3 protein-coding genes are annotated in these 22001 nt (G+C 76.8%); all 3 read right to left on the reverse strand.

Going from position 1 to position 22001, the window contains the following annotated elements:
• Positions 1-2: 2 nt before the first annotated feature.
• Positions 3-19001, reverse strand: coding sequence for a non-ribosomal peptide synthase/polyketide synthase (locus ABZ261_RS13425; protein ID WP_356858527.1), 18999 nt, complete (start codon positions 18999-19001; stop codon positions 3-5).
• 314 nt (positions 19002-19315) lie between these two features.
• The gene (locus ABZ261_RS13430; protein ID WP_356858529.1) at positions 19316-20674 is read right to left on the reverse strand and encodes a serine hydrolase domain-containing protein; all 1359 of its coding nucleotides are present in this window, start codon (positions 20672-20674) and stop codon (positions 19316-19318) included.
• Between the two features lie 102 nt (positions 20675-20776).
• On the reverse strand, positions 20777-21985 hold the full coding sequence (locus ABZ261_RS13435) for a cytochrome P450 (RefSeq protein ID WP_356858530.1): 1209 nt from the start codon (positions 21983-21985) through the stop codon (positions 20777-20779).
• Positions 21986-22001: the final 16 nt, after the last annotated feature.

A 22001-nucleotide genomic window follows, 5' to 3' on the forward strand; every position in this document is an offset into this window, starting at 1 on the left:
CCTCACCGTTCGTCGTGGTCGTGGCCGCCGTACGCGGCGTCTTCGAGTTCGCGCAGCACCTCGTCCTCCACCCGTTCCGCCAGGGCGGCGACGGTGCGGGAGACCAGGACGTCGCGGGGGGTCAGCGTGACGCCGAAGGCGTCGTTGGCGCGGGAGGCGATGAGCAGGGCCCGCATGGAGTCGCCGCCCAGCAGGAAGTAGTCGTCCTCGGCGCCGACGGCCGTCTGGAGGGTCTCCTCCCAGATGGCGGCCATCGCCTCCTCGGTGGGGGTGCGGGGGGCCACGTACCCGGCGCGTTCCCCGGCCTGCTCGTCGGCGGGCGCGGGGGCGGGCAGGGCGGCCCGGTCAATCTTGCCGTTCTCGGTGAGCGGGAAGCGGTCCAGCACCACGAACGCCGAGGGGACCATGTAGCCGGGCAGCGAGCGGGCGGCCAGGGCCCGCAGCGCGGCCGGAGCGGGCGGTTCGGCTCCGGGGGCGGTGAGCAGGTGGGCGACCAGGCGCGGCTGCCCGGGTTCGTCCTCCCGTACGGTCACCACGGCGTCCAGCACGTCCGGATGGCGCACCAGGGCCGCCTCGACCTCGCCCGCCTCGATGCGGTGGCCGCGCAGCTTGAGCTGGTGGTCGGTGCGGCCGAGGTAGTGCAGTTCGCCGTGGGCGTCGCGGCGCACCAGGTCGCCGGTGCGGTACATGCGGGAGCCGGGCGGCCCGAACGGGTCGGCGGTGAACCGGGCGGCGGTCAGACCGGGCCGGCCGAGGTAGCCGCGGGCCAGTGCCGGTCCGGCGAGCCAGAGTTCGCCGGCGACGCCGTCGGGGACCAGCCGGAGCCGGGCGTCGAGGACGTAGGCGCGGGTGGCGGGCAGCGGGCGGCCGACGGGCGGGGCGGCGCCGTCCGGCTCCAGGGGCGCGGACCAGGTGGCGACGACGGTGGCCTCGGTGGGCCCGTAGGAGTTCACCATGCGGTGGTGCGGGGCCCAGCGGGCGACGAGTTCGGCGCTGCACGCGTCGGCGCCGACGATCAGCGTCTTCAGGTCCGGCAGGGTGCCGGGCGTGCCGGGCGGCAGGGTGGCGAGGGCGGCCGGAGGCAGCAGGGTGTGCGTGATGCGCGCGGTGCGCAGCACCTCGGCGAGCGCGGGACCGAGCAGCGGGCCGGCCTGGGGTACGACCAGTCGGGCGCCGTGCGGCAGGGACATGCACAGCTCCAGCACGGAGGCGTCGAAGCTGGGCGTGGCGAAGGACAGCACCCGGTCGCCCGCGGCCACGCCGTAGTGGGCGGCCTCGGCGGCGGCGAACCCGGCGAGTCCGCGGTGGGTGACGACGACGCCCTTGGGGGTGCCGGTGGAGCCGGACGTGTAGATGACGTAGGCCGGGTCGTCCAGGTCGAGGGGGCGGGTCCGGTCGGCGTCGGTGGGCCGGTGTCCGGGCGTGCCGTCCGGCGGTGCGGCGAGCAGGCCGGCGACCTCCTTGGCGTCGAGGGTGAGGGCGGGGGCGGCGTCGCGCAGCATCAGGGCGATCCGTTCCTCCGGGTAGGCGGGGTCCACGGGCAGGAAGGCGGCGCCCGCCTTGGTGACCGCGAGCTGCGCCAGCACCATGTCCGCGGAGCGGGGCAGCAGCAGCGCGACGAGGTCACCGGGTCCGGCGCCGCGGGCGATCAGCCGGTGCGCGAGCCGGTTGGCCCGCGTCTCGGTCTCGGCGAAGGTGAGCAGCGCTCCGGGCGCGTCGAGTGCGGCGGCGGTGGGCCACCGGTCGACGGCGGCCTCCACCAGGGCGGGCAGGGTGGCCGCGGGGACCGGGCCGAGGGCGGGGCGGGCCGGCCCGTGCAGCAGCCGGTGCCTGTCCTCGGCCGGGAGGACGTCGATGTCGTCGAGGCGGGCGGTGCCGTCGGTGGCGGCCAGGGCGTGCAGGGTGTGCAGCAGCCGGCCGGCCAGGGATCGGGCGGTGGCCGCGTCGAAGCAGCGGGGGTCGTAGCCGAGTTCGACGGCGAGCCGGTCGCCGGGCGAGACGACCACGGTGAGCGGGTAGTTGGTGGCCTCCCGGGCGTCCAGGTCGCGCAGGGTCAGCCCGTGCGCGCCGGCCGTCGCGTCGCCGACCGGGTAGTTCTCGAAGACGACCAGGCTGTCGAACAGGGCGGTGCCGTGCGGCAGCCGGGTGAGGGCGTGCAGTGCGCTGAGGGGCAGGTGGTCGTGGCGGCGGTCCTCGGCGCGGGCCTCCTGCACCGCGCGCAGCCAGGCGCCGCAGGGCGCGCCGCCGTCGACGCCGATCCGGGCGGGCAGGGTGGTGATGAACAGGCCGGTGATGGTGTCGGCGCCGGGCAGGTCGGCGGGCCGCCCGGAGACGGTGGTGCCGAAGCAGACCTCCCGTTCGCCGCTGCACCGCGCCAGCAGCAGCGCCCAGGCGCCCTGCACCAGCGTGTTCAGGGTGACGTGGTGGCGGCGGGCGAACTCCTGCAGCCGGCGCGTCTCCTCGGCGCCGAGCCGCTGCGACAGCCAGGTGCCGGAGCGGGCCGTGGCTCCCGGTGCGGGCCGGCGGTCGTAGGGCAGCGGGGTGGGGCTGCTCAGGTCCTCCAGGACACCGCGCCAGTGCTGTTCGGCCCGGCCGGTGTCGCGGGCGGCGAGCCAGGCGGCGTAGTCCGCGAACGGCCTGCGCTCCGGCAGCCGCGGCGCCTCGCCGCGGACGAGGGCGGCGTGCGCGGCCATGACGTCGGACAGGACGTGGAAGACGCTCCAGCCGTCCAGCAGGACGTGGTGGAAGGTCCACACCACCCGTACCGCGTCCGGTGAGAGCCGGACGAGGGCGAGCCGCAGCAGCGGGGCGCGGTCCAGGGCGAGGCCCCGGGCCCGTTCGTCGGCGAGCAGCCGTTCCAGTTCCGCTTCCTGCCGGTCCGCCGGCACATCGCTCCAGTCGTGCTCGGTGACCGGCGCGGTGACGTGCCGGTGCACGATCTGCAGCGGCTCCGGCACGTCGTGCAGGGCGACGGAGGTGCGCAGCACGGGGGTGCGGTCGACGACGTGCTGCCAGGCGGCGGCGAGCCGCCCCGGGTCCCGGGCGCCGTCGACGACGAAGGTGATCTGCTCGACGTACAGGCCGTGTTCGGCGTCGTCCAGGCCGTGCATCACCATGCCGGCCTGGGTGGGCGTGAGCGGGTAGACGTCCGTGACGTCCGCTCCGGTGCCGACGAGCCGGTCGACGTCCCGCTGGTCCAGGCGGGCCAGCGGGAAGTCGGACGGGGTGCGGCCGCCGGCGCCGGGCTCGGCGCAGTGCCGGACGATCGCGCGGAGTTCCGCGGCCAGTTCGGACGCGAGCCGGGCGACGGTCTCGGGCCGGTGCACCTCGCGGGAGTACGACCAGGTGAACTCCAGCCTGCCGTCGGCCACCCGGCCGAGGACGTCGAGGAGGTGGGGGCGCTCGGCCGCGGGGTCCATGCCTCCGGTGAGGCCGCCGTGGGGCGCGTGCAGCAGGCCGCCCGGTGCGGGCGTGAAGTCCTGCTGGCCCAGGTAGTTGAAGCAGATCTGCGGCAGGTCCGGCAGGTCGGGGCCGGCGGTGGGGTGCAGGTGGCGCAGCGCGCCGTAGCCCAGTCCGCCGTGCGGCACGGCCCGCAGGTCCTCCTTGACGGCCTTGAGCACGGTGCCGGTGTCCGCGTCGCGGGGGACGTGCAGGGCGACCGGGTACACGGCGGTGAACCAGCCGACGGTCCGGGCGAGGTCGACGTCGTCGAACAGGTCCTCGCGGCCGTGGCCCTCCAGGGTCACCGCGACCCGGTCCCGGCCGGTCCACCGGGCCAGGACCCGGCCCAGCGCGCACAGCAGGACGTCGTTGACGCGGGTGCGGTACACGTCCGGCACGTCCTGGAGGAGCCGGCGGGTGTCCTCGGCGTCGAGGCCGGCGGTCACGCTGTCCTCGTCGGCGGCGGTGTTCGCGCCGCCGGGGTGGTCGGCCGGCAGGGCGGCGCCGGCGCCGAGGCCGCGCCAGTGGTCGAGTTCGGCGTCGAAGCCCCCCGCCGCGGTGTGGCCGGCGAGCCGCTCGGCCCAGGTCCGGAAGGAGGTGCTCTTGGGGCCGAGGTCGGGCGTGCGGCCGTCCCGCAGGGCGCGGTAGGCGGTGTCCAGGTCCTCCAGGAGCAGCCGCCAGGAGACGGCGTCCACGACCAGGTGGTGGGCGGACAGCAGCAGCACCGGCCGGCCGCCGTCGCCGGGGCGGCACAGCGCGGCCCGCAGCAGCGGGCCGGCGGCCAGGTCGAAGCCGGCGGCGAGGGCGGCGGCCACCTCCGGCACGGCCGCGCCGTCGTGGACCTTCAGGTGCGGGGGCGTGTCGGCGGGCGCGGCGCCGTACTGCCGCCACCGCCCGTCCCCGGCCGGCTCGAAACGCAGCCGGAGGGCGTCGTGGTGCTCCAGTACGGCCGCCAGGGCCGCCCGCAGCAGCGGTTCGCCGGGGTCCGCGGCCAGTTCGAAGGCGACGGTCTGGCTGAAGTGGGCGGGATCGCCGGTGAGGGTGTCGAGCAGCCAGTGCTGTACGGGGGTGAGCGGGGCGTCGCCGGTCACCGGGCCCTGCTCGGCCGTCGCCGCGGGCTCTGTGTGCTGCCCGGCCGCGGCGGCGAGTTCGGCGAGGGTCTGGTGGGTGAACAGGTGCCGGGGGCTCAGGGCGTAACCGGCGCGGCGGGCGGCCGAGACGATCTGGATGCCGAGGATGGAGTCGCCGCCGAGTGCGAAGTAGTTGTCGTCGGCGCCGACCTCGGGCACGCCGAGCACCTCGGACCAGATCGCCGCGAGGGTCTGCTCCGCCGCGGTGCGCGGCGGCCGGGCGGCCCGGCCGGCGGCCGGGGCGGTCCACTCGGGTGCGGGCAGCGCCCGCCGGTCGAGTTTGCCGGTCGCGCCGAGCGGCAGCCGCTCCAGCGGCACGACGAGCGCGGGGACGAGGTGGTCGGGGAGGCTGCGGGCGAGGAAGGCGCGCAGCTCGGCCGCGTCGGGCAGGGCCCCGCGGGGCACCGCGTAGCCGACCAGCCGGCGGTGGCCGGCGTGCTCGACCACCCGGGCCGCCGCCGCGGCGACCGCGGGGTGGCGGGCCAGTGCGGCCTCCACCTCGCCGAGCTCGATCCGGAAGCCGCGCACCTTCACCTGGTCGTCGCCGCGGCCGAGGTAGACGAGGTCGCCGTCGGCCGTCCAGCGGACCAGGTCGCCGGTGCGGTACATGCGGGCGCCGGGCGGCCCGAACGGGTCGGGCAGGAAGCGGGACGCGGTCAGGCCGGGGCGGCGCAGGTAGCCGCGGGCGACGCCGGTGCCCGCGAGGAACAGCTCGCCGGGCGCGCCGGGGGGCACCGGGCGCATCCGCTCGTCCAGCACGTAGGCGCGGGCCCCGCCGACCGGGCGGCCGATCGGCGGGTCGCGGTCGGGGTCGGCGGGGTCGCAGGTGAAGGCGGTGGCGTAGACGGTGGCCTCGGTGGGGCCGTAGATGTTCATGACCCGGCAGCCGGGGACGGCCTCGCGGACCCGGCGCACGGTCCGGGCGGGCAGTCCCTCCCCGGCGAGGACGACGGTGTCCGCGGTGACCCGCACGGTGTCCTCGGCGAGCAGCCGGTCCAGGGCCGAGGGAACCGCGCTGAGCAGTCCGGCCCGCCAGGGTTCGCGGCGCTCGGCCAGGGCCAGCAGATCGCGGACGATCTCGACGCAGCCCCCGGACAGCAGCGGGGAGAAGATCTCGAACACCGACACGTCGAAGTTGAGCGAGGTGGACGCCACCACGTGCGCCAGTTGCCGGCCGGTGAACTCGGCCGCGGCCCAGTCGGTCAGGGCCAGCACCGAGGCGTGGCTGACGAGGACGCCCTTGGGGCGGCCGGTGGAGCCGGAGGTGTGGATGACGTAGGCGGGGTGGCCGGGCAGCAGCGCGCCCCGCCGTTCCGCGTCCTCGACCGGGGTGTCCGGCACGGCGGCGCCCGGGTCCTCGTCGAGCACGATCCGGGTGAACGGGCCCCCGGGCAGCCGGCCGGCGGTCTCGGTGCTGGTGACCACGGCGTCGGGCCGGACGTCCTCGAAGAGGAACGCGACGCGCTCGGCCGGGTACTGCGGGTCGACCGGAAGGTAGGCGGCGCCGCTCTTGAGCACCGCCAGGAGCGCGACCACCAGGTCGGCGGTGCGGGGCAGGCAGAGGGCGACGAAGCCCTCGGGTCCCGCTCCGGCGGCGATCAGCAGCCGGGCCAGCCGGTTGGAGCGCGCGTCGAGGTCGCGGTAGGTGAGGAGCCGGTCGCCGCAGCGGACCGCCGGGGCGTCCGGGGTGCGCTCGGCCTGCCGCCGGAACGCCTCGGGCAGTGTGCCGTGCGGCGCCTCGGCCTGCCGTCCGCCGAACCGGGCGACGAGGTCCCGGCCCCGGACGGGGTCCAGGAGCGGCAGTTCGGCCAGGCGGCGGTCCGGGTCGGCGGCCATCCCGGTCAGCAGGGTGCGCAGGCTGTCGCCGAGCGCCTCCACGGTCGCGGCGTCGAAGGCCGCCGGGTCGTAGTCGAGGTTCACGGCGAGGCTGTCGCCGGGCGCGACGACCACGCTGAGCGGGTAGTTCGTCGGCTCCAGGTCGCGCTCCTGCTCCATCGCCAGGCCGTGCCGGGCCAGCGCCCCCTCGTCGAACGGGTAGTTCTCGAAGACCACGATGGAGTCGAACAGGTGGGTGCCGCCGGGCACCTCGCTCCAGGACTGCACCTGGGCCAGCGAGACGAAGTCGTGGCGCCGGGCCTCGGACTGGGCGGCCTGCAGCTCGCGCAGCCATGCCAGCAGCGGGCGCCGCCCGTCGACCCGGGCCCGGGTGGGCAGGGTGTTGATGAACAGGCCGACCATCGAGGTGACGCCGGGCAGGTCGGCGGGCCGGCCGGAGACGGTCGTGCCGAACACCACGTCGTCCCCGCCGCCGTAGCGGGACAGCAGCAGCGCCCACGCGCCCTGCAGCACGGTGTTGAGGGTCAGTCCCGCCCGCTGGGCCGTCTCCCGCAGCCGTGCCGACACGTCCCGGCCGAGGGTCATCCGCACCGACCCGGAGGAGGAGCTGCGGTGCGCCCCGTCGGGCCGCCGGTCGCGGGGCAGTTCCGTGGGGGCCTGGAAGCCGGCGAGGGTCTCCCGCCAGTACCGCTCGGCCCGCCCGGTGTCCTGTGCGGCGAGCCGGCGCAGGTAGTCGGCGAACGGCCTGCGTTCGGGCACCTGGGGGCGGCGCCCGGAGGTCAGGGCCGCGTACCGCTCGCACACCTCGTCGAAGACCTGGGCGGCGCTCCATCCGTCGAGCAGGACGTGGTGGAAGGTCCACACCAGGCGGACCCGGTCCGGGGCCAGCCGGATCAGCGTCAGCCGCATCAGGGGCGCCGTGCCCAGGTCGACGCCCGCCCGCCGGTCCTCGGCCAGCAGGCGGTCCAGCTCGCGGGCGCACCGGTCGGCGGGGAGCCCGGTCCAGTCGTGGTGGGCGACGGGCACGGTGGCCCGGCGCCGGACGACCTGGAGGGGTTCGGGGGTCTCCTGCCACACCAGGCGGGTGCGCAGCACCGGGTTGGCGTCCGCGGTGTGCTGCCACGCCTCGGCGAGCGCCCGCGGGTCGGTGACGCCGGACAGGACCAGCTGCACCTGGTTGACGTAGGTGCGGCCGTCGGGGTCCAGCAGGCTGTGGAAGAGCATGCCCGCCTGCATCGGCGTCAGCGGGAGCACTTCCTCGACGTCGCGTCCGTCGCCGGCGATCCGGTCCACGGCGGCCTGGTCCAGACGGGCCAGCGGGAAGTCCGACGGGGTGCGGCCGCCCGCGTCCGGCCGGGCGCAGTGCGCGATGACGTCCCCGAGCGCCCGCAGCATGCCCTCGGCGAGCGCGGCGACGGTCTCCTCGCGGTGCCGTCCGGCGCTGTAGTGCCAGGTGATCTCCAGTTCGTCGTCCTCGACGCGGGCGATCACGTCCAGCAGGTGCGCCCGCTCGGCGCCGGGGGCCTCCGCGCCGCCGAGTCCGCCGGGCACCGCCCCGATCAGGGCGCCGCCGCCGGACCAGTCGAAGCGGCCCAGGTAGTTGAAGCTGATGCCGGGCATGGGCGCGCCGGCGAGGGTCTCGTCGCGGAGGAGGTGGCGCAGGACGCCGTGGCCGAGTCCGCGGTCGGGCACGGCCCGCAGCTGTTCCTTCACCGCCTTCAGGGCCGTCCCCCAGTCCCCGTCCGGGACGGTGAGGGCGACCGGGTAGAGCGAGGTGAACCAGCCGACCGTGCGGGACAGGTCGACGTCCTCGAACAGCTGGTCCTCGCGGCCGTGCCCCTCCAGGCCGACGGCGACGGTGCCGCGTCCGGTCCAGTCCGCGAGGACCCGGCCCAGCGCGGTGAGCAGGACGTCGTCGATGCGGGTGCGGTAGACGCCGGGGACGCGGCGCAGCAGCAGGCCGGTGCGTTCGCGGTCCAGCCGCACGGTCACCTCGCGGGCGTCGGCCGTGGTGTTGCCGCCGTCGCCGTCGACGGGCAGCGCGACGGCGCAGGCCCGGGCGGCCTGTTCCCAGTGGGCGCGCTGCCCGGCGAAGACGTCCGCGCGGTCGCGCAGCCTGCGCGCCCATTCCTGTACGGAGGTGGTGCGGGCGGGCAGCTGCACGGGCTGTCCGGCGACGGCCTGCCGGTAGGCGGTCTCCAGGTCCTCCAGCAGGATCCGCCAGGAGACGCCGTCGACCGCCAGGTGGTGGACGACGAGCAGCAGCCGGGCGGGCCGGGCGTCGCCGGGGGTGAACAGGCGGGCGGTGAACAGCGGGCCGGTGTCCAGCCGGAGTCCGGCGTGGGCCGCCGCCGTGACGAGTTCCTCGGCCGCCGGGTCGTGGACCTGGAGCAGCGCGGGGGCCGGGTCGCCGGCGGGGGGGACGTGCTGGCGCCAGGTGCCGTCGCCGTCGAGGACGAACCGGGCGCGCAGGGCGTCGTGGTGGGTCCACAGGGCGGTGAGGGCGCGGCGCAGGGCGTCCTCGTCGACGGCGCCGGCCGTCTCGACGACGACCGACTGGTTGAAGTACGAGGCGTGGGCCGGCCGCGGGTCGAGGAACCAGTGCTGGATGGGGGTGAGGTCCACCTCGCCGCTGACCGGTCCGGTGCCCGCGACGGCGGACGCGGCCCCGTCGGCGGCGGCGGCCAGCTCGGCCACCGTGGGGTGCCGGAACAGGTCGCGGGGGGTGAGGGTCAGGCCCGCGGCCCGGGCGCGGGAGACCACCTGGATGCTGAGGATGGAGTCGCCGCCCAGCATGAAGAAGTTGTCGTCGACGCCGACCTGTGCCACGCCGAGCAGGTCGGCCCAGATCCCGGCGAGCAGCCGCTCGGGCCCGGTGCGCGGGGCCCGGTAGGCGCGCTCGCCGGCCGCGGACCAGTCGGGGGCGGGCAGCCGCCGCCGGTCGACCTTGCCGTTGGCGGTCAGCGGCAGTTCGGGGACGGTGACGAACGCGGCGGGCAGCATGTAGTCGGGCAGGCCCGCGGCCAGGTGGTCGCGCAGCTCGCCGGCGGACGGCACGGCGGCGCCGGCCGGTACGAGGTGGGCGGCCAGCCGTTTGCGTCCCGCCTCCTCGTACAGGGACACGACGGCCTCGGCGACGCCGGGGTGGGCGGTGAGCCGGGCCTCGATCTCGGCGGGTTCGACGCGGAAGCCGCGGATCTTGATCTGGTCGTCCGCGCGGCCGACGAAGTGCAGTTCGCCGTCGGCGCTCCAGCGCACGATGTCGCCGGTGCGGTACATCCGCCCGCCGGGCGGCCCGAACGGGTCGGCGAGGTAGCGGGCGGCGGTGGCGCCGGGGCGGCCCGCGTAGCCCCGGGCGAGTCCGGCGCCGGCGATGTACAGCTCACCGGGCACACCGGGCGGCTGCGGCTGCAGGGCGGAGTCCAGGACGTAGGCGCGCGTGTTGTCCAGCGGACGGCCGATGGGCAGGACGGCGGGCAGCGGGTCGCCGGTGCGGAAGACGCGGCGGGTGGCGAAGGTGGTGGTCTCGGTGGGGCCGTAGCCGTCCACGACGGTGAGGCCGGGGCAGGCGTCCAGCACCCGCCGGACGACCGCGCCGGGCACGGCCTCGCCGCCCGTCCACACCTCCCGCGCGCCGCGCAGGCAGCCGGGGTCCTCCTGGGCGAGGAGGCGGAACAGTCCCGCGGTCAGCCACAGGCAGGTCACGCCCTGCTCCGTGACGGCGCGGCGGACGACGGCGGCGTCCAGGTCGGCCGGCGGGGCGAGCACGGCGGTGCCGCCGCGCAGCAGCGGCACCCACACCTCGTAGGTGGCGGCGTCGAAGGCGTGCGGGGAGTGCACGAGGACGCGGTCGTGCCCGGCGAAGGCCCGGTCCAGGGCGAGCGCGGCGACGTCCCGCTGGCGCACGGCGACGCCCTTGGGGGTGCCGGTGGAGCCGGAGGTGAACATCAGGTACTGCACGTTGTCGGGGTGGACCGGGTACGTGGGCGCGGGACGTTCCGCTGTGTCCGCTGCGTCCGCTGCGTCCGCTCCGTCCTCGCGGGCGGCGCCGTCGGCTCCGTCGGCGCGGTCGGCGCGCAGGACGCCGTCGCCCGGCAGCACGTCGCGGGCCGTCTCCTCCCATGCGGCGTCGGTGAGCAGCAGGTCCGCGCCGGCCTCGGCCAGCGTCCGGCGCAGCCGTTCGCGGGGCGCCCGGCCGTCCAGCGGCACGTACACGCCGCCGGCGCGGACGAGGGCCAGCTGCACGGTGATCAGGTCCACGGAGCGGTCCATCAGCACGCCGACCGGGCGTTCCGGCCGTACGCCGAGCGCGGCGAGCCGGGCCGCCAGCCGCGCCGAGCGGACGTCGAGGTCCCGGTAGGTGACGTGCTCGTCGCCGGCCTGGAGCGCCACGGCGCCGGGGGTGCGGCGCGCCTGTGCGGCGAAGAGGCCGGCGACCGTGGTCTCGGGCAGGCCGGTGTCCGTGTCGTTCCAGGCGCGCAGCACCTGTTCGCGGCGGGCGGGGGTGAGCAGCGGCAGCCGGGCGGGCGGGCGGTGCGCGCCGTCGGTCATGCCGGCGAGCAGGACGGTCAGGTACTCGGCCGTCCGCTCGGCGGTGCCGGCGTCGAACAGCTCCGGGTCGTAGCCGACGCGCAGGGTGAGCTCCGGGCCCGGGTAGGCGGTCAGGCTCAGCGGGTAGTTGGTGGTCTCGACGCCCTCCAGACCGCTCAGGCGCAGTCCGTGGGCGGCGGCGAGGCCGTCGTCCACCGGGTAGTTCTCGAAGACGACGATGCTGTCGAACAGGCTTGCCCGCTCGGGGAGTCCGGTGTATGCCTTCAGCCGGGTCAGCGGCACATGGTCGAAGCGCCGGTCCTCGCTCTGGTCGCGCTGGAGGGCACGCAGCCAGTCGAGGAGGGCGCCGCGGGCCGGCACCGTGACCCGGGTGGGCAGGGTGGTGATGAACAGGCCGGTCATGGCGTCGGCGCCGGGCAGCTCGGGCGGCCGTCCGGACACGGTGGTGCCGAAGACCACCTCGTCACGCCCGGCCTGACGGCCCAGCAGCAGCGCCCAGGCGCCCTGCACGAGGGTGTTGAGGGTCAGGCCGGAACTCCGCGCCAGCTCCTCCAGCGCCCGCGTCGTCGCCGCGGGCACCGTGGCGCGGACCTCGTGCGTGGACTCGGCGCGGTGGCTCTCGCGGGGCTCGCGGTCGTACGGCAGCGGGGTGGCCTCGGCCAGGCCGGACAGGCGGCGCCGCCAGTGCCGCTCGGCCTCGGCCGTGTCGCGTCCGCGCAGCCACGCCACGTAGTCCCGGTACGGCGGCCGGTCCGGCAGGCCGTCCGGTCCGGCCCCGGCGTGCTCGGCGAACACGTCGGAGAGCACCTGGAACAGGCTCCAGCCGTCCAGCAGGAGGTGGTGGAAGGACCACACCACGCGCACCGCGGTGCCGGAGACGCGGGCGAGGAGCAGGCGCTGCAGCGGGGCCCGGGTCAGGTCGATGCCGTCGGCGCGGTCGCGGGCCAGCACGTCGTCCAGCCGGGCGCGGCGCTCCTCCTCGCCCAGCTCGCGCCAGTCCAGGTGGGTGACGGGCACGTCCGCGTGGCGCTGCACCACCAGCAGCGGCTCGGGCACGTCCTGCCAGACGATACGGCCGCGCAGCACCTCGGTGCGGTCGGTCACGCGCTGCCAGGCGGCGGCGAGGGCCCGCGGGTCGGGCACGCCGTCCAGGACGAAGGTCAGCTGCTGGAAGTAGACGCCGCGGTCGTCCTGGGACAGGCCGTGGAAGAGCATGCCGGCCTGGGTCGGCGTGAGCGGCAGGACGTCCGCCACCGCAGCCGGGTCGGCGCCCGTGATCCGGTCCACGGCGGGCTGGTCGAGCCGGGCCAGCGGGAAGTCGGAAGGGGTGCGCCCGGCGGCGCCCGGTGCGGCCGCGTACCGGGCGAGGTCCGCCAGCGCGTCCGTGAACCGCCGCGCCAGCCCGGCGACCGTGTCGTCCCGGTGCAGCCGGTGCGAGTAGAACCAGGTGAACTCCAGGCAGTCGCCGTCCAGGTGTCCGACGACCTCCAGGGCGTGCGGACGCTCGGCGGCCGGGTCGGCGTCCAGCTCCAGCGGCCGGACGGTGCCCCGGTACAGGCCGTCGGCGTCCTCCGGCAGTCCCATGCGCCCCAGGTAGTTGAAGCTGATGTCGGCGTCCGGGGTCCGCGGCGCCGTCCCCGGTGCGGTCAGGTAGCGCAGCGCGTCGTGCCCGAGGCCGTGCCGGGGCACGGCGCGCAGCTGCTCCTTGACCTGTTTCAGCACGGCGTCCCAGCCGGCGTCCGCGGGGACGGCGAGGGCGACGGGGAAGCGGGTGGTGAACCAGCCGACCGTGCGGCTGAGGTCCAGCTCCGGGAAGAGTTCCTCCCGGCCGTGCCCCTCCACGTCGACCAGCACCCGCTCGAGTCCGGTCCCGGCGCACAGCGCGCGGCCCAGGGCGCTGAGCAGCACGTCGTTGACCTGGGTGCGGTAGGTGTCGGGCAGGGTGCGCAGCAGCGCCGCGGTGTCCTCGGGGCCGAGGCGGACGGTGACCGCCCGCTGCGAGGCGTAGGTGTTGGCGCCGCCCGGCCCGTCGGCGGGGAGCGCGGGCCCGCTGTCCGGCACCGCCGCCGCCCAGTACTCCCGCTCGTCGTCGAAGCCGCCGTCGGCCGCGTGGGCGCTGAGCCGGCGCGCCCACTGCCGCAGCGGCGAGGACTTCGCGGGCAGGGCCGCCGCGCCGTCGTCACCGGCGCGGCGGGCCCGGTAGGCGCGGTCCAGGTCCTCCAGCAGCACCCGCCACGACACCCCGTCGACCACCAGGTGATGGACGGCGAGGTGCAGGACGCGGGGCCGGCCGGCGCCGCGGTCGTGCAGCGCGGCCCGCAGCAGCGGCCCGCGGGCCAGGTCGAAGGGGCCGAAGTGAGGGGTGTCCGCGTCCGGGCCGGTGTGGCGGGCCAGGCGGATCCGGGCCGTCCGCTCCTCGACGGACCAGACGACCCCGTGGGCGTCGTCGCCTGCGGTGAAACGCGAGCGCAGGGCGTCGTGGTGGGCGGCCAGGTCGTTCAGCGCGTCCTCGAGGGCGGCCGCGTCCAGGTCGTCGGGGACCTGGACGGACAGCGCCTGGGCGTAGTGGCCGGCCCGTTCGGCGGCGGCGGCGAACAGCCAGTGCTGGATGGGCGTCAGGGGGGCCGCCCCGGTGGCCGCCTCCGGCGCGGGCGCGGCGGCGGTCGGGGAGCCCGCGGCGTCCGCGCAGCGGGCGAGGGCGGCGACCGTCTGGTGCTGGTACAGGTCCCGCGAGGTCAGCAGCAGGCCCTCCTGCCGGGCACGGGCCACCACCTGGATGCTGACGATCGAGTCGCCGCCGAGTTCGAAGAAGTTGTCGTCGACGCCGACCCGCTCCAGGTGCAGCACGTCCGCCCAGATCGCGGCGAGGGCGTGCTCGGTGGGCGTGCGGGGGGCGACGTGCCGTACGGCGCGCACGGCCGGGCCCGGGTCGGGCAGGCGCGTGCGGTCGAGCTTGCCGTTGGGGTTGAGGGGCAGGCCGTCCAGTACGACGACGGTCGCCGGAACCATGTAGTCGGGCAGCGTACGGCCCAGCTCCCGGCGCACGGCTTCGGGCTCCACCCGTGTTCCGGCGGCGGGCACGACGTAGCCGACCAGCCGCCGGTGGCCGTCGCCGTCGGCGGCGGTGGCCGCGGCCTCGGCCACGCCGGCGCAGCGGCGCAGCGCCTCCTCCACCTCGCCCAGCTCGATGCGGAAGCCGCGCACCTTGACCTGCTGGTCGATCCGGCCGAGGTACTCCAGCAGGCCGTCGGCGCGCCGGCGCACCAGGTCGCCGGTGCGGTACATGCGCGCGCCGGGCGCGCCGAACGGATCGGCGACGAAGCGGGCGGCGGTCAGTCCCGGACGGTTCAGGTAGCCGCGCGCCAGTCCGCCGCCGCCGAGGTACAGCTCCCCGGTGACGCCGGGCGGCTGCGGCCGCAGGGAGCGGTCCAGGACGTAGGCCCGGGTGAGCGCCACCGGTTCGCCGATGGGCGGGGCGTGCTCGGGCAGCGGGCCGTCGGCGAACCAGGCGGTGGCGTACACGGTGGCCTCGGTGGGCCCGTAGATGTTGGCGATCCGGCATCCCGGCATGGCGGCGCGCACGTCGTGCACCGTCTGCGCGGGCAGGGCCTCGCCGGCGAGCACGACGGTGTCCGCCGTCACGGGCGCCGTGCCGTCCGCGACGAGGCGGGAGACGACGGAGGGCACTCCGCTGAGCAGCCCGGCGCGCCGGGGGGCCGGTGCGTCGGCGAGGGCCGGGAGGTCGGCGACCACCTCCACGGTGCCGCCGGCCAGCAGCGGGCACAGCAGCTCGAAGACCGAGACGTCGAAGTTGAGGGAGGTGGAGCCGATCACGTGGGCGAGGCCGTCCGGTCCGAACCGCTCCCCCGCCCAGGCGGCCAGCGCGGCGACACTGCGGTGGGTGACCACGACGCCCTTGGGGCGGCCGGTGGAGCCCGACGTGTAGATGACGTAGGCGGGATGCTCCGGCAGCAGCGGCCGGACGCGGTCGGCGTCGGTCAGATCCGCATCGGTGAGATCCGCACCGGTCAGGTCCGCGCCGGCCGGGGCGGCGCAGTCCTCCAGGAGCAGCGGGGCGCAGTCGTCGGGCAGGGCCGGCGCGGTGTCCCGGGTGGCGATCACCAGGGCGGGCCGGGCGTCGGCGAGCATGAAGCGGATCCGCTCCGCCGGATAGGCGGGGTCCACGGGAAGGTAGCCCGCGCCCGACTTCAGCACCGCCCACAGCACGGGCACCAGGTCGGCGGTGCGCGGCAGGCACAGCGCGACCAGGGTCTCGGGGCCGGCGCCGCGGGCGACCAGCAGCCGCGCCAGCCGGCTCGCGCGCCGGTCCACCTCGGCGTAGTCGAGCCGGACGGACCCGCAGACGACGGCGGTCCGGTCGGGGGTACGGGCCACCTGGGCGCGGAACAGCGCCGGCAGTGTGGCGTCGCCCGTTTCCCGGGCGTGACGGGCGGGCGGGTTCCAGGCGTCCACCAGCGTGCGCTGCTCGTCGGCCGACAGCATGGGCAGCTCGGCCAGGGTGCGGCCCGGGCCGTCCGCCATGCCCTCCAGCAGGCGGTGCAGGTGGCCCGTCAGCCGGGCCACGGTCGCCGCCTCGAACAGGTCCGTGTTGTACTCGACGGTCAGCGCGCAGCCGCCGTCCGCGGCCGGCGTGAACTCCAGCACCAGGTCGAACCGGGCGGCCGGGCGGGGCAGCGGATGCTCCTCCAGGCGCAGGCCGCCGGAGCGCGGCGGCACGCCGAGTGCGGTCTGCTGCACGACGAGCGCCTGCACCAGCGGGGTGCGGCTGGGGTCGCGGGGCGGGGCCAGTTCCTCGACCACCCGGTCGAACGGCACCCCGTCGTGGGTGAAGGCGTCCAGCACCGTCGTCCGCACGCTCTCCACGAAACGGTCGACGGTCGCCCGCTCGTCCACGTCCGTGCGCAGGACCACCGTGTTGGCGAAGAACCCCGGCACCTCCTCCAGGTCCCGGCGGCCCCGCCCGTTGGTGACGGTGCCGAACGCCACGTCCCGCTGCCCGGAGTAGCGGGAGAACAGCAGCGCGGACGCCCCCGCGAACAGGGTGAACACCGTCGTGCCGCGCCCTGCGGCCAGGTGGCGCAGCCGGGCCGTCAGCTCCGCGGGCAGATGGTGCCGGTGGGCCGCGCCGGCGGTGGTGCGCACGGCGGGACGGGTCCGGTCGGTGGGCAGCTCCAGGTGCTGGATCCCCGTCAGGTGGCGCTTCCAGTAGGCGAGGTCCGCGGTGTCCGTGTCCGCGGCCCGCTGCCGCTGCTCCCAGACGGCGAAGTCCGGGTACTGCACGGCGGGCCGCGGCAGGCCGTCGCCTTCGCCGGTGACCTCCGCGCCGTAGAGGGCCGCGAGCTCACGGGTGAGGATGCCCACCGACCAGCCGTCGGTGACGATGTGGTGCTGGGCCAGGAGCAGCAGGTGGTCGTCGGCGGAGAGCCGGACGAGCAGCGCGCGGGTGAGCGGTCCGGCCGCCAGGTCGTAGGGCCGGCTCAGCTCTTCGGTGAGCAGTTCCTCGGCCGCCTCGGCGCGGCGGGCCTCGGGCACGCCGGTGAGGTCGGCCGTCCGCAGGGGCAGGTCCGGCTCCTCGGCCACGCGCTGCACGCCCTGCCCGTCGACCGTGGGGAACGTGGTGCGCAGGGCGTCGTGACGGGCCGCGAGGCGGTGCAGGGACCGGCGCAGGGCCTCCTCGTCCAGGGCGCCGCGCAACCGCAGGGAGACACCCGTGTTGTACTCGGTGCCGCCCGCGGTCAGGTCGTCCAGGAACCACAGCCGCCGCTGCGCGCTGGACAGCGGCAGGGCGTCCGCTCGCGGGGCGGGCGGGATCGGCTCGGGCGGGGCGGCGGCGGACGGGTCGCCGAGCAGGGGCGCGAGGGCGGCGACCGTCCGCGCGGTGAAGACGTCCCGCACCGTCAGCCGCACGCCCAGTTCGTCGCGGATCCGGGACAGGGTGCGCGCGGCGAGGACCGAGTCGCCGCCGAGGTCGAAGAAGTCGTCCTCCGCCCCGACCTCGTCGACGCCCAGCACCTCCGCCCAGATCGCGGCGAGCGCCCGCTCCTGCGGTGAGCGGGGCGGCACGTGGCTTCCGGCACGGACGCGCTCGGGCGCGGGCAGCGCCCGCCGGTCGATCTTGTGCTGCGGGGTGAGCGGCATCCGCTCCAGCACCACGACGGCGGACGGCACCATGTGGGCGGGCAGCACAGCGGCCAGAGCACCGCGCAGAGCTCCGGGGTCGAGGGGCCGCCCCGGACGCGGCCGGTCCGCCGGCCCGTGCACACCGGGGTCCGCCGCGGCGCCGCGCGCCGGGCCGACGGCGGACGGAGCGGCGGAAGGCGACGGGTCGGCGTAGGCCGCCGCATCGGAGGAGGCCGCCGGGGCGTCGGACGCTGCCGCGTCCGGGGAGACCGCCGTGCCGGCGCAGGACGAGTCGGCCGAAGCCGCCACGTCGGAGGAGGCGTCGGCGGACGTCGCCGGACTGGCGGCGGGCGCCGGGTCGGCGGAGGTTTCCGTGCCGGAGGAGACCGCCGGGTCGAGGGGCCGGGCCGGGCGCGGCGGGGCCGCGGGGCCGGCGGAGGCTGCCGTGGCGCCGGGGGTGGCCGGGACGGTGGCGGGCATCGCGTCGGCGGCGGCGCCGGCCGGGGAGGGCGGCGGGGTGGACGGGGTGACGTAGGCGACGAGGCGGCGGCGGCCGGGGACGTCCTCGCGGACCACCACCACGGCCTCGCCGACGGCGCCCGCGCCGGCCCGGCGCAGGGCCGCCTCGATCTCGCCCGGTTCGATGCGGTAGCCGCGTATCTTGACCTGCCGGTCCAGCCGGCCCAGGAACTCCAGCTCCCCGTCGGCGGTGCGCCGTACCCGGTCCCCGGTGCGGTACAGCCGGGCGCCGGGCGCGCCGAAGGGGTCGGCGACGAAGCGGGCCGCGGTCAGGCCCGGCCGGCCCAGGTAGCCGCGGGCGACCGCGTCGCCGCCCACGAACAGCTCGCCGTCCGCACCGGGCGGCACGGGCCGCATGGCGGCGTCGAGGACGTGCACGCGGGTGTGCGGCAGGGCGTCCCCGATCGTCGGGGCGCCCCGGCCCGCCGTGAGCGGCCCGGTCCAGGTGGCGACGATGGTGGCCTCGGTCGGGCCGTAGGAGTTGATCATCCGCCGGCCGGGCGCCCACCGGTCCACGAGTCCGGCCGGGCAGGCCTCGGCGCCCACGATCAGCGTGCGCAGACCGCTTCCGGCGCCCTCGCGCGGGTCGGGCAGGGTGGCCAGCGCGGCCGGCGGGATGAGGGCGTGGGTGATGCGGTGCTCGTCCAGGACGGCGGCGAGCTCCTCGCCGAGCCAGGGACCGTGCGGCGGCACGACGAGCGTGGCGCCGCACAGGACGGAGACGCACAGCTCCAGGACGGAGGCGTCGAAGCTGGGCGAGGAGAACTGCAGCACGCGGTCGCCGGGGCCGACGGCGTACCGTTCGGCGGCGGCCTCGGTGAAGCCGCCCAGGCCGCGGTGGGTGACCGTCACGCCCTTGGGGGTACCGGTGGAGCCGGAGGTGTAGATGACGTACGCGGCGTGGTCGGCGTCGGCTCTCGCCGCGTGCTGCGCGGCGTCGGCGGTCTCCAGCAGCTCACCGACCAGCCGGGGGTCGTCGAGGGTGACGGTGGGCGCGGCGTCGGCGAGCATCAGCGCCCGGCGCTCCGCGGGGTAGTCGGGGTCCACGGGCAGGAAGGCGGCGCCGGCCCGGGCGACGGCGAGCTCCGCCGCGATCAGCTCCATGGAGCGCGGCAGGACCAGCGCGACCACCCGGTCGGGGCCCGCCCCGCGCCGTGCCAGGTGCCCGGCCAGCCGGTCGGCCCGGGCGGCGAGTTCGCGGTACGTCCAGGTCCGCCGCCCGTCGGTGAGGGCCGGCGCGTCCGGGGTGCGGGCCACCCACGCGGTGAACAGCTCGCCGAGCGTCGGGTGCGCCGCGGCCGCGGCGCGCTGCGGCGCCCCGGCGGTGTGGCCGGCCCGCGGCCGGGAGGACGCCGGTGCGGGCTTGTCGTGCAGGTCCGTCATGGGTCAAGTCCTTTGGAGAGCGGGGCGGTACGGCGCGGGCTGGGTGGCCGGACGCGGCGGCCTCCGGCGGGGAGCGGTGCGGTGGGCGGGTGGGCGGCCGGGCCGCGGGTGCGGGCGGCGGTGCCGCGGCGGCGCCGCCGCCCGCCGGCCCGCCGGCCGGTGCGGCGGCGGCAGCGGAACGGGCGGGCGGCCGGCCGGCGCGGCAGCGCGACCGCCCGGCCCGGCGGCGGGCACGCGGGCGGCGGCAGCCACGGCTCCGCCGGCGGCGTGCCGCACACGGCGGCGGTGCCGCGGGGCGCGGCGGCGAGCGCGGTTCAGCCGTCGTCGGTGCGGCGTGCCGTGCGCCCGGAGATCTGCACCCGGTCGATCCGGCCGGTGGCGGGGTCGCGGTGGAAGCGGCCCCCGGGCTCCAGGCGGCCGGTGGCCGGATCCCGCAGGTCGCACGCGAGGTCGGCGTAGCACACCAGCGGGAGGGGCAGGTCGCCGTCCACGGAGAGCGCCGGTGAGCCGTCCGGTCCGGGCGCGACGCAGTAGACCGTGGTGCCGTTGCGGTAGGCGCCCACGCACTCGGGCAGCGCCACCGGGCGGCCCCGGTCCCGGTCCGCGTCCTGGGCGGTGGCGGGTACCCGCACGCCGGTGAGCCGGGCCAGTTCGTCGGTGAGGTCGCGCCATAGCGCGGTGGCGCCCGCGGCGTTGCCGGTGAAGGCGACCACCATGCCGCTCTCCGGGTCTGCCCGCAGATGGCAGGAGGTGCCCTGGGCGTTGCCGTCGTGTCCGCACCACACCCGGTCGGCCTGCCGGTACAGGGCGACTCCGAGGCCCCAGCCGTCGGCGAGCGCGCCGGGGCGGGCCGCGGGCTCGGGGCGGCGCATGTCCTTGGCGACGGCGGGCGGCAGGACGTGCGAGCGGCCGATCAGCGCGTTGCCGAACGCGATCAGGTCGACGGCGCTGGCCAGCAGCGCACCGGCGGGCGCTTCGAGCGGCGCCAGGTTCTGCCGGGCCGGCAGTGGGCGTCCCGTGGCGGTGTTGACGGCGTGTCCGGCGGCGGCCGGGCGGGTGTGCGCGCTCCCGCCCAGGAACGCGGGGGCCGTGCCGAGCGGTTCGAGCAGCAGGGCGGCGACCGCCTCGTGCCACGGCATGCCGGTGACGGCCTCCACCAGCCGGCCGGCGGCGACGTACCCGGCGTTGGAGTAGGAGAAGTCGGTTCCCGGCGGGAACAGTTGGGCGTCGGCGGTGCAGACGGCCGCGAGGTAGCGGGCGGCCGTGGTGGCGGCGGCCGTGTCGGAGTCGGGTCCGGTGGGCAGGCCGCCGGTGTGGCTGAGGAGGTGACCTATCGTCACCTCGGGTATTCCGGCCAGTTCGGGCAGGTGCGCGGCGGCGGGCTCGTCGGGGTCCAGGTCTCCGTCGTCGGCCAGCAGCATGACGAGGGCGGCGGTGTAGGGCTTGGTGAGCGAGCCCAGGGGGACGGCCGTGTCCCGGGTGAAGGGGGCCCCGGTCGCCGTGTCGGCGGTGCCGGTGTGCAGCGCGACGACGTCGGTGCCGGTGTCCAGGGCGAGTTGGGCGCCGGGCACGCGGTGGGTCCGGGCGAGGGTGTCGAGACGGTCCTGCAGCTCCCGGCGTAACAGCGACGGCGTCCTGGAGGCGGCCGGAGCGGTGGGTGTGGTGTACGGCATGAGAAGGGGACTCCCGTGGGTGGGTCTCATGTGCGGGTGTGCCGGCCGGACCCGTGGCGAGCGGCGCGGGGACCGGCCGGGGGCGCGTGCGTGCGCGCCGGGTTACGGTCTGCCGACCTCGACGGGCAGATGTCGTACGCCGACGATGACGGCCGGGTTCTGGAAGACGACGTCCTCGTAGGAGGGGATCCCCAGCGTGCGGAATCGTTTGTTCAGCATGTGGAGGGCGATGCGTGCTTCCAGCCGGGCCAGCGGCGCGCCGAAGCAGAAGTGGATGCCGTGCCCGAAGGTCAGATGCGGGTTGGGGGTGCGGCCGATGTCGAAGACGTCGGGTTCCCCGAAGCGGGCCGGGTCCCGGTTGGCGGCGCCCAGGTGGGCCATGAGCAGGGCGTCCGCGGGGATCTCGTGACCGCCGAGGACCACGGGCCGGGTGACCCGGCGGCCCAGCTCGGGGAAGGGGGGCAGCCAGCGCAGCACCTCCTCGACGGCGGCCGGGATGCGCGCGGGGTCGGCGCGCAGCGCGGCGTGGACGCCGGGGTGCCGGTCGAAGGCGACGACGGCGTTGCCGAGCAGCGCGGTCGTGGTGATGTGACCGGCCACCAGCAGCAGGGCCACGAATCCGACCATCTCCTGGTCGGCGAGGCGGACGCCGTCGACCTCGGCGGCGATGAGCCTGCTGGTCAGGTCGTCGCCGGGGCGGGCGCGGCGGGCGCGGATGTGCTCCAGCATGTAGCCGTTCATCTCGCGCACCGTGGGGGCGATGGCCTCCAGGGCCCGCTCCAGGTCGGCCATGTCGGGCGCCTCGCCGAGCTGTTCGCCGCCGAACAGCACGCTCGCCCACTCCTGGAAGAGCCGGTGTTCCTCGGCGGGGATCCCGAGGAGTTCGGCGATCACGATGATCGGGAGCGGATAGGCGAGCGCGTCGACCAGGTCGAACCGGTCGTGGTCCGCGACGGCGTCCAGCAACCGGGCGCAGACCGCCTCGATGCGGGGCTCGAGCCCCTGGACGACCCGCGGGGTGAACGCCTGGCTCACCAGCGTGCGGAGCTTGCGGTGCTCCGGCGGGTCCATGCCGACGAAGTTGCCCTGGCGGAAGGTCTCGAAGTCGGCCTGGGTGGGAGTGAGGTCGGACAGGTCCGAGGAGTACGTCGCCGGGTCGGCGAGCACGGTGGAGACGGTGGCGTGGTCGAGGACCTGCCATGTCCCCTGGGACTCGTCGTACCGCACCGGTCCGGCCTCGCGTAAGCCCCGCCAGCGCTCGGGCATCACCTCCAGCAGGAGCGGGTCGCCCGTGAGTTGCTTGCTGATCACCTTGTCTCCTTGCTGA

The sequence above is a fragment of the Streptomyces sp. NPDC006193 genome, from assembly GCF_040613915.1.
Taxonomy (GTDB): Bacteria; Actinomycetota; Actinomycetes; order Streptomycetales; family Streptomycetaceae; genus Streptomyces.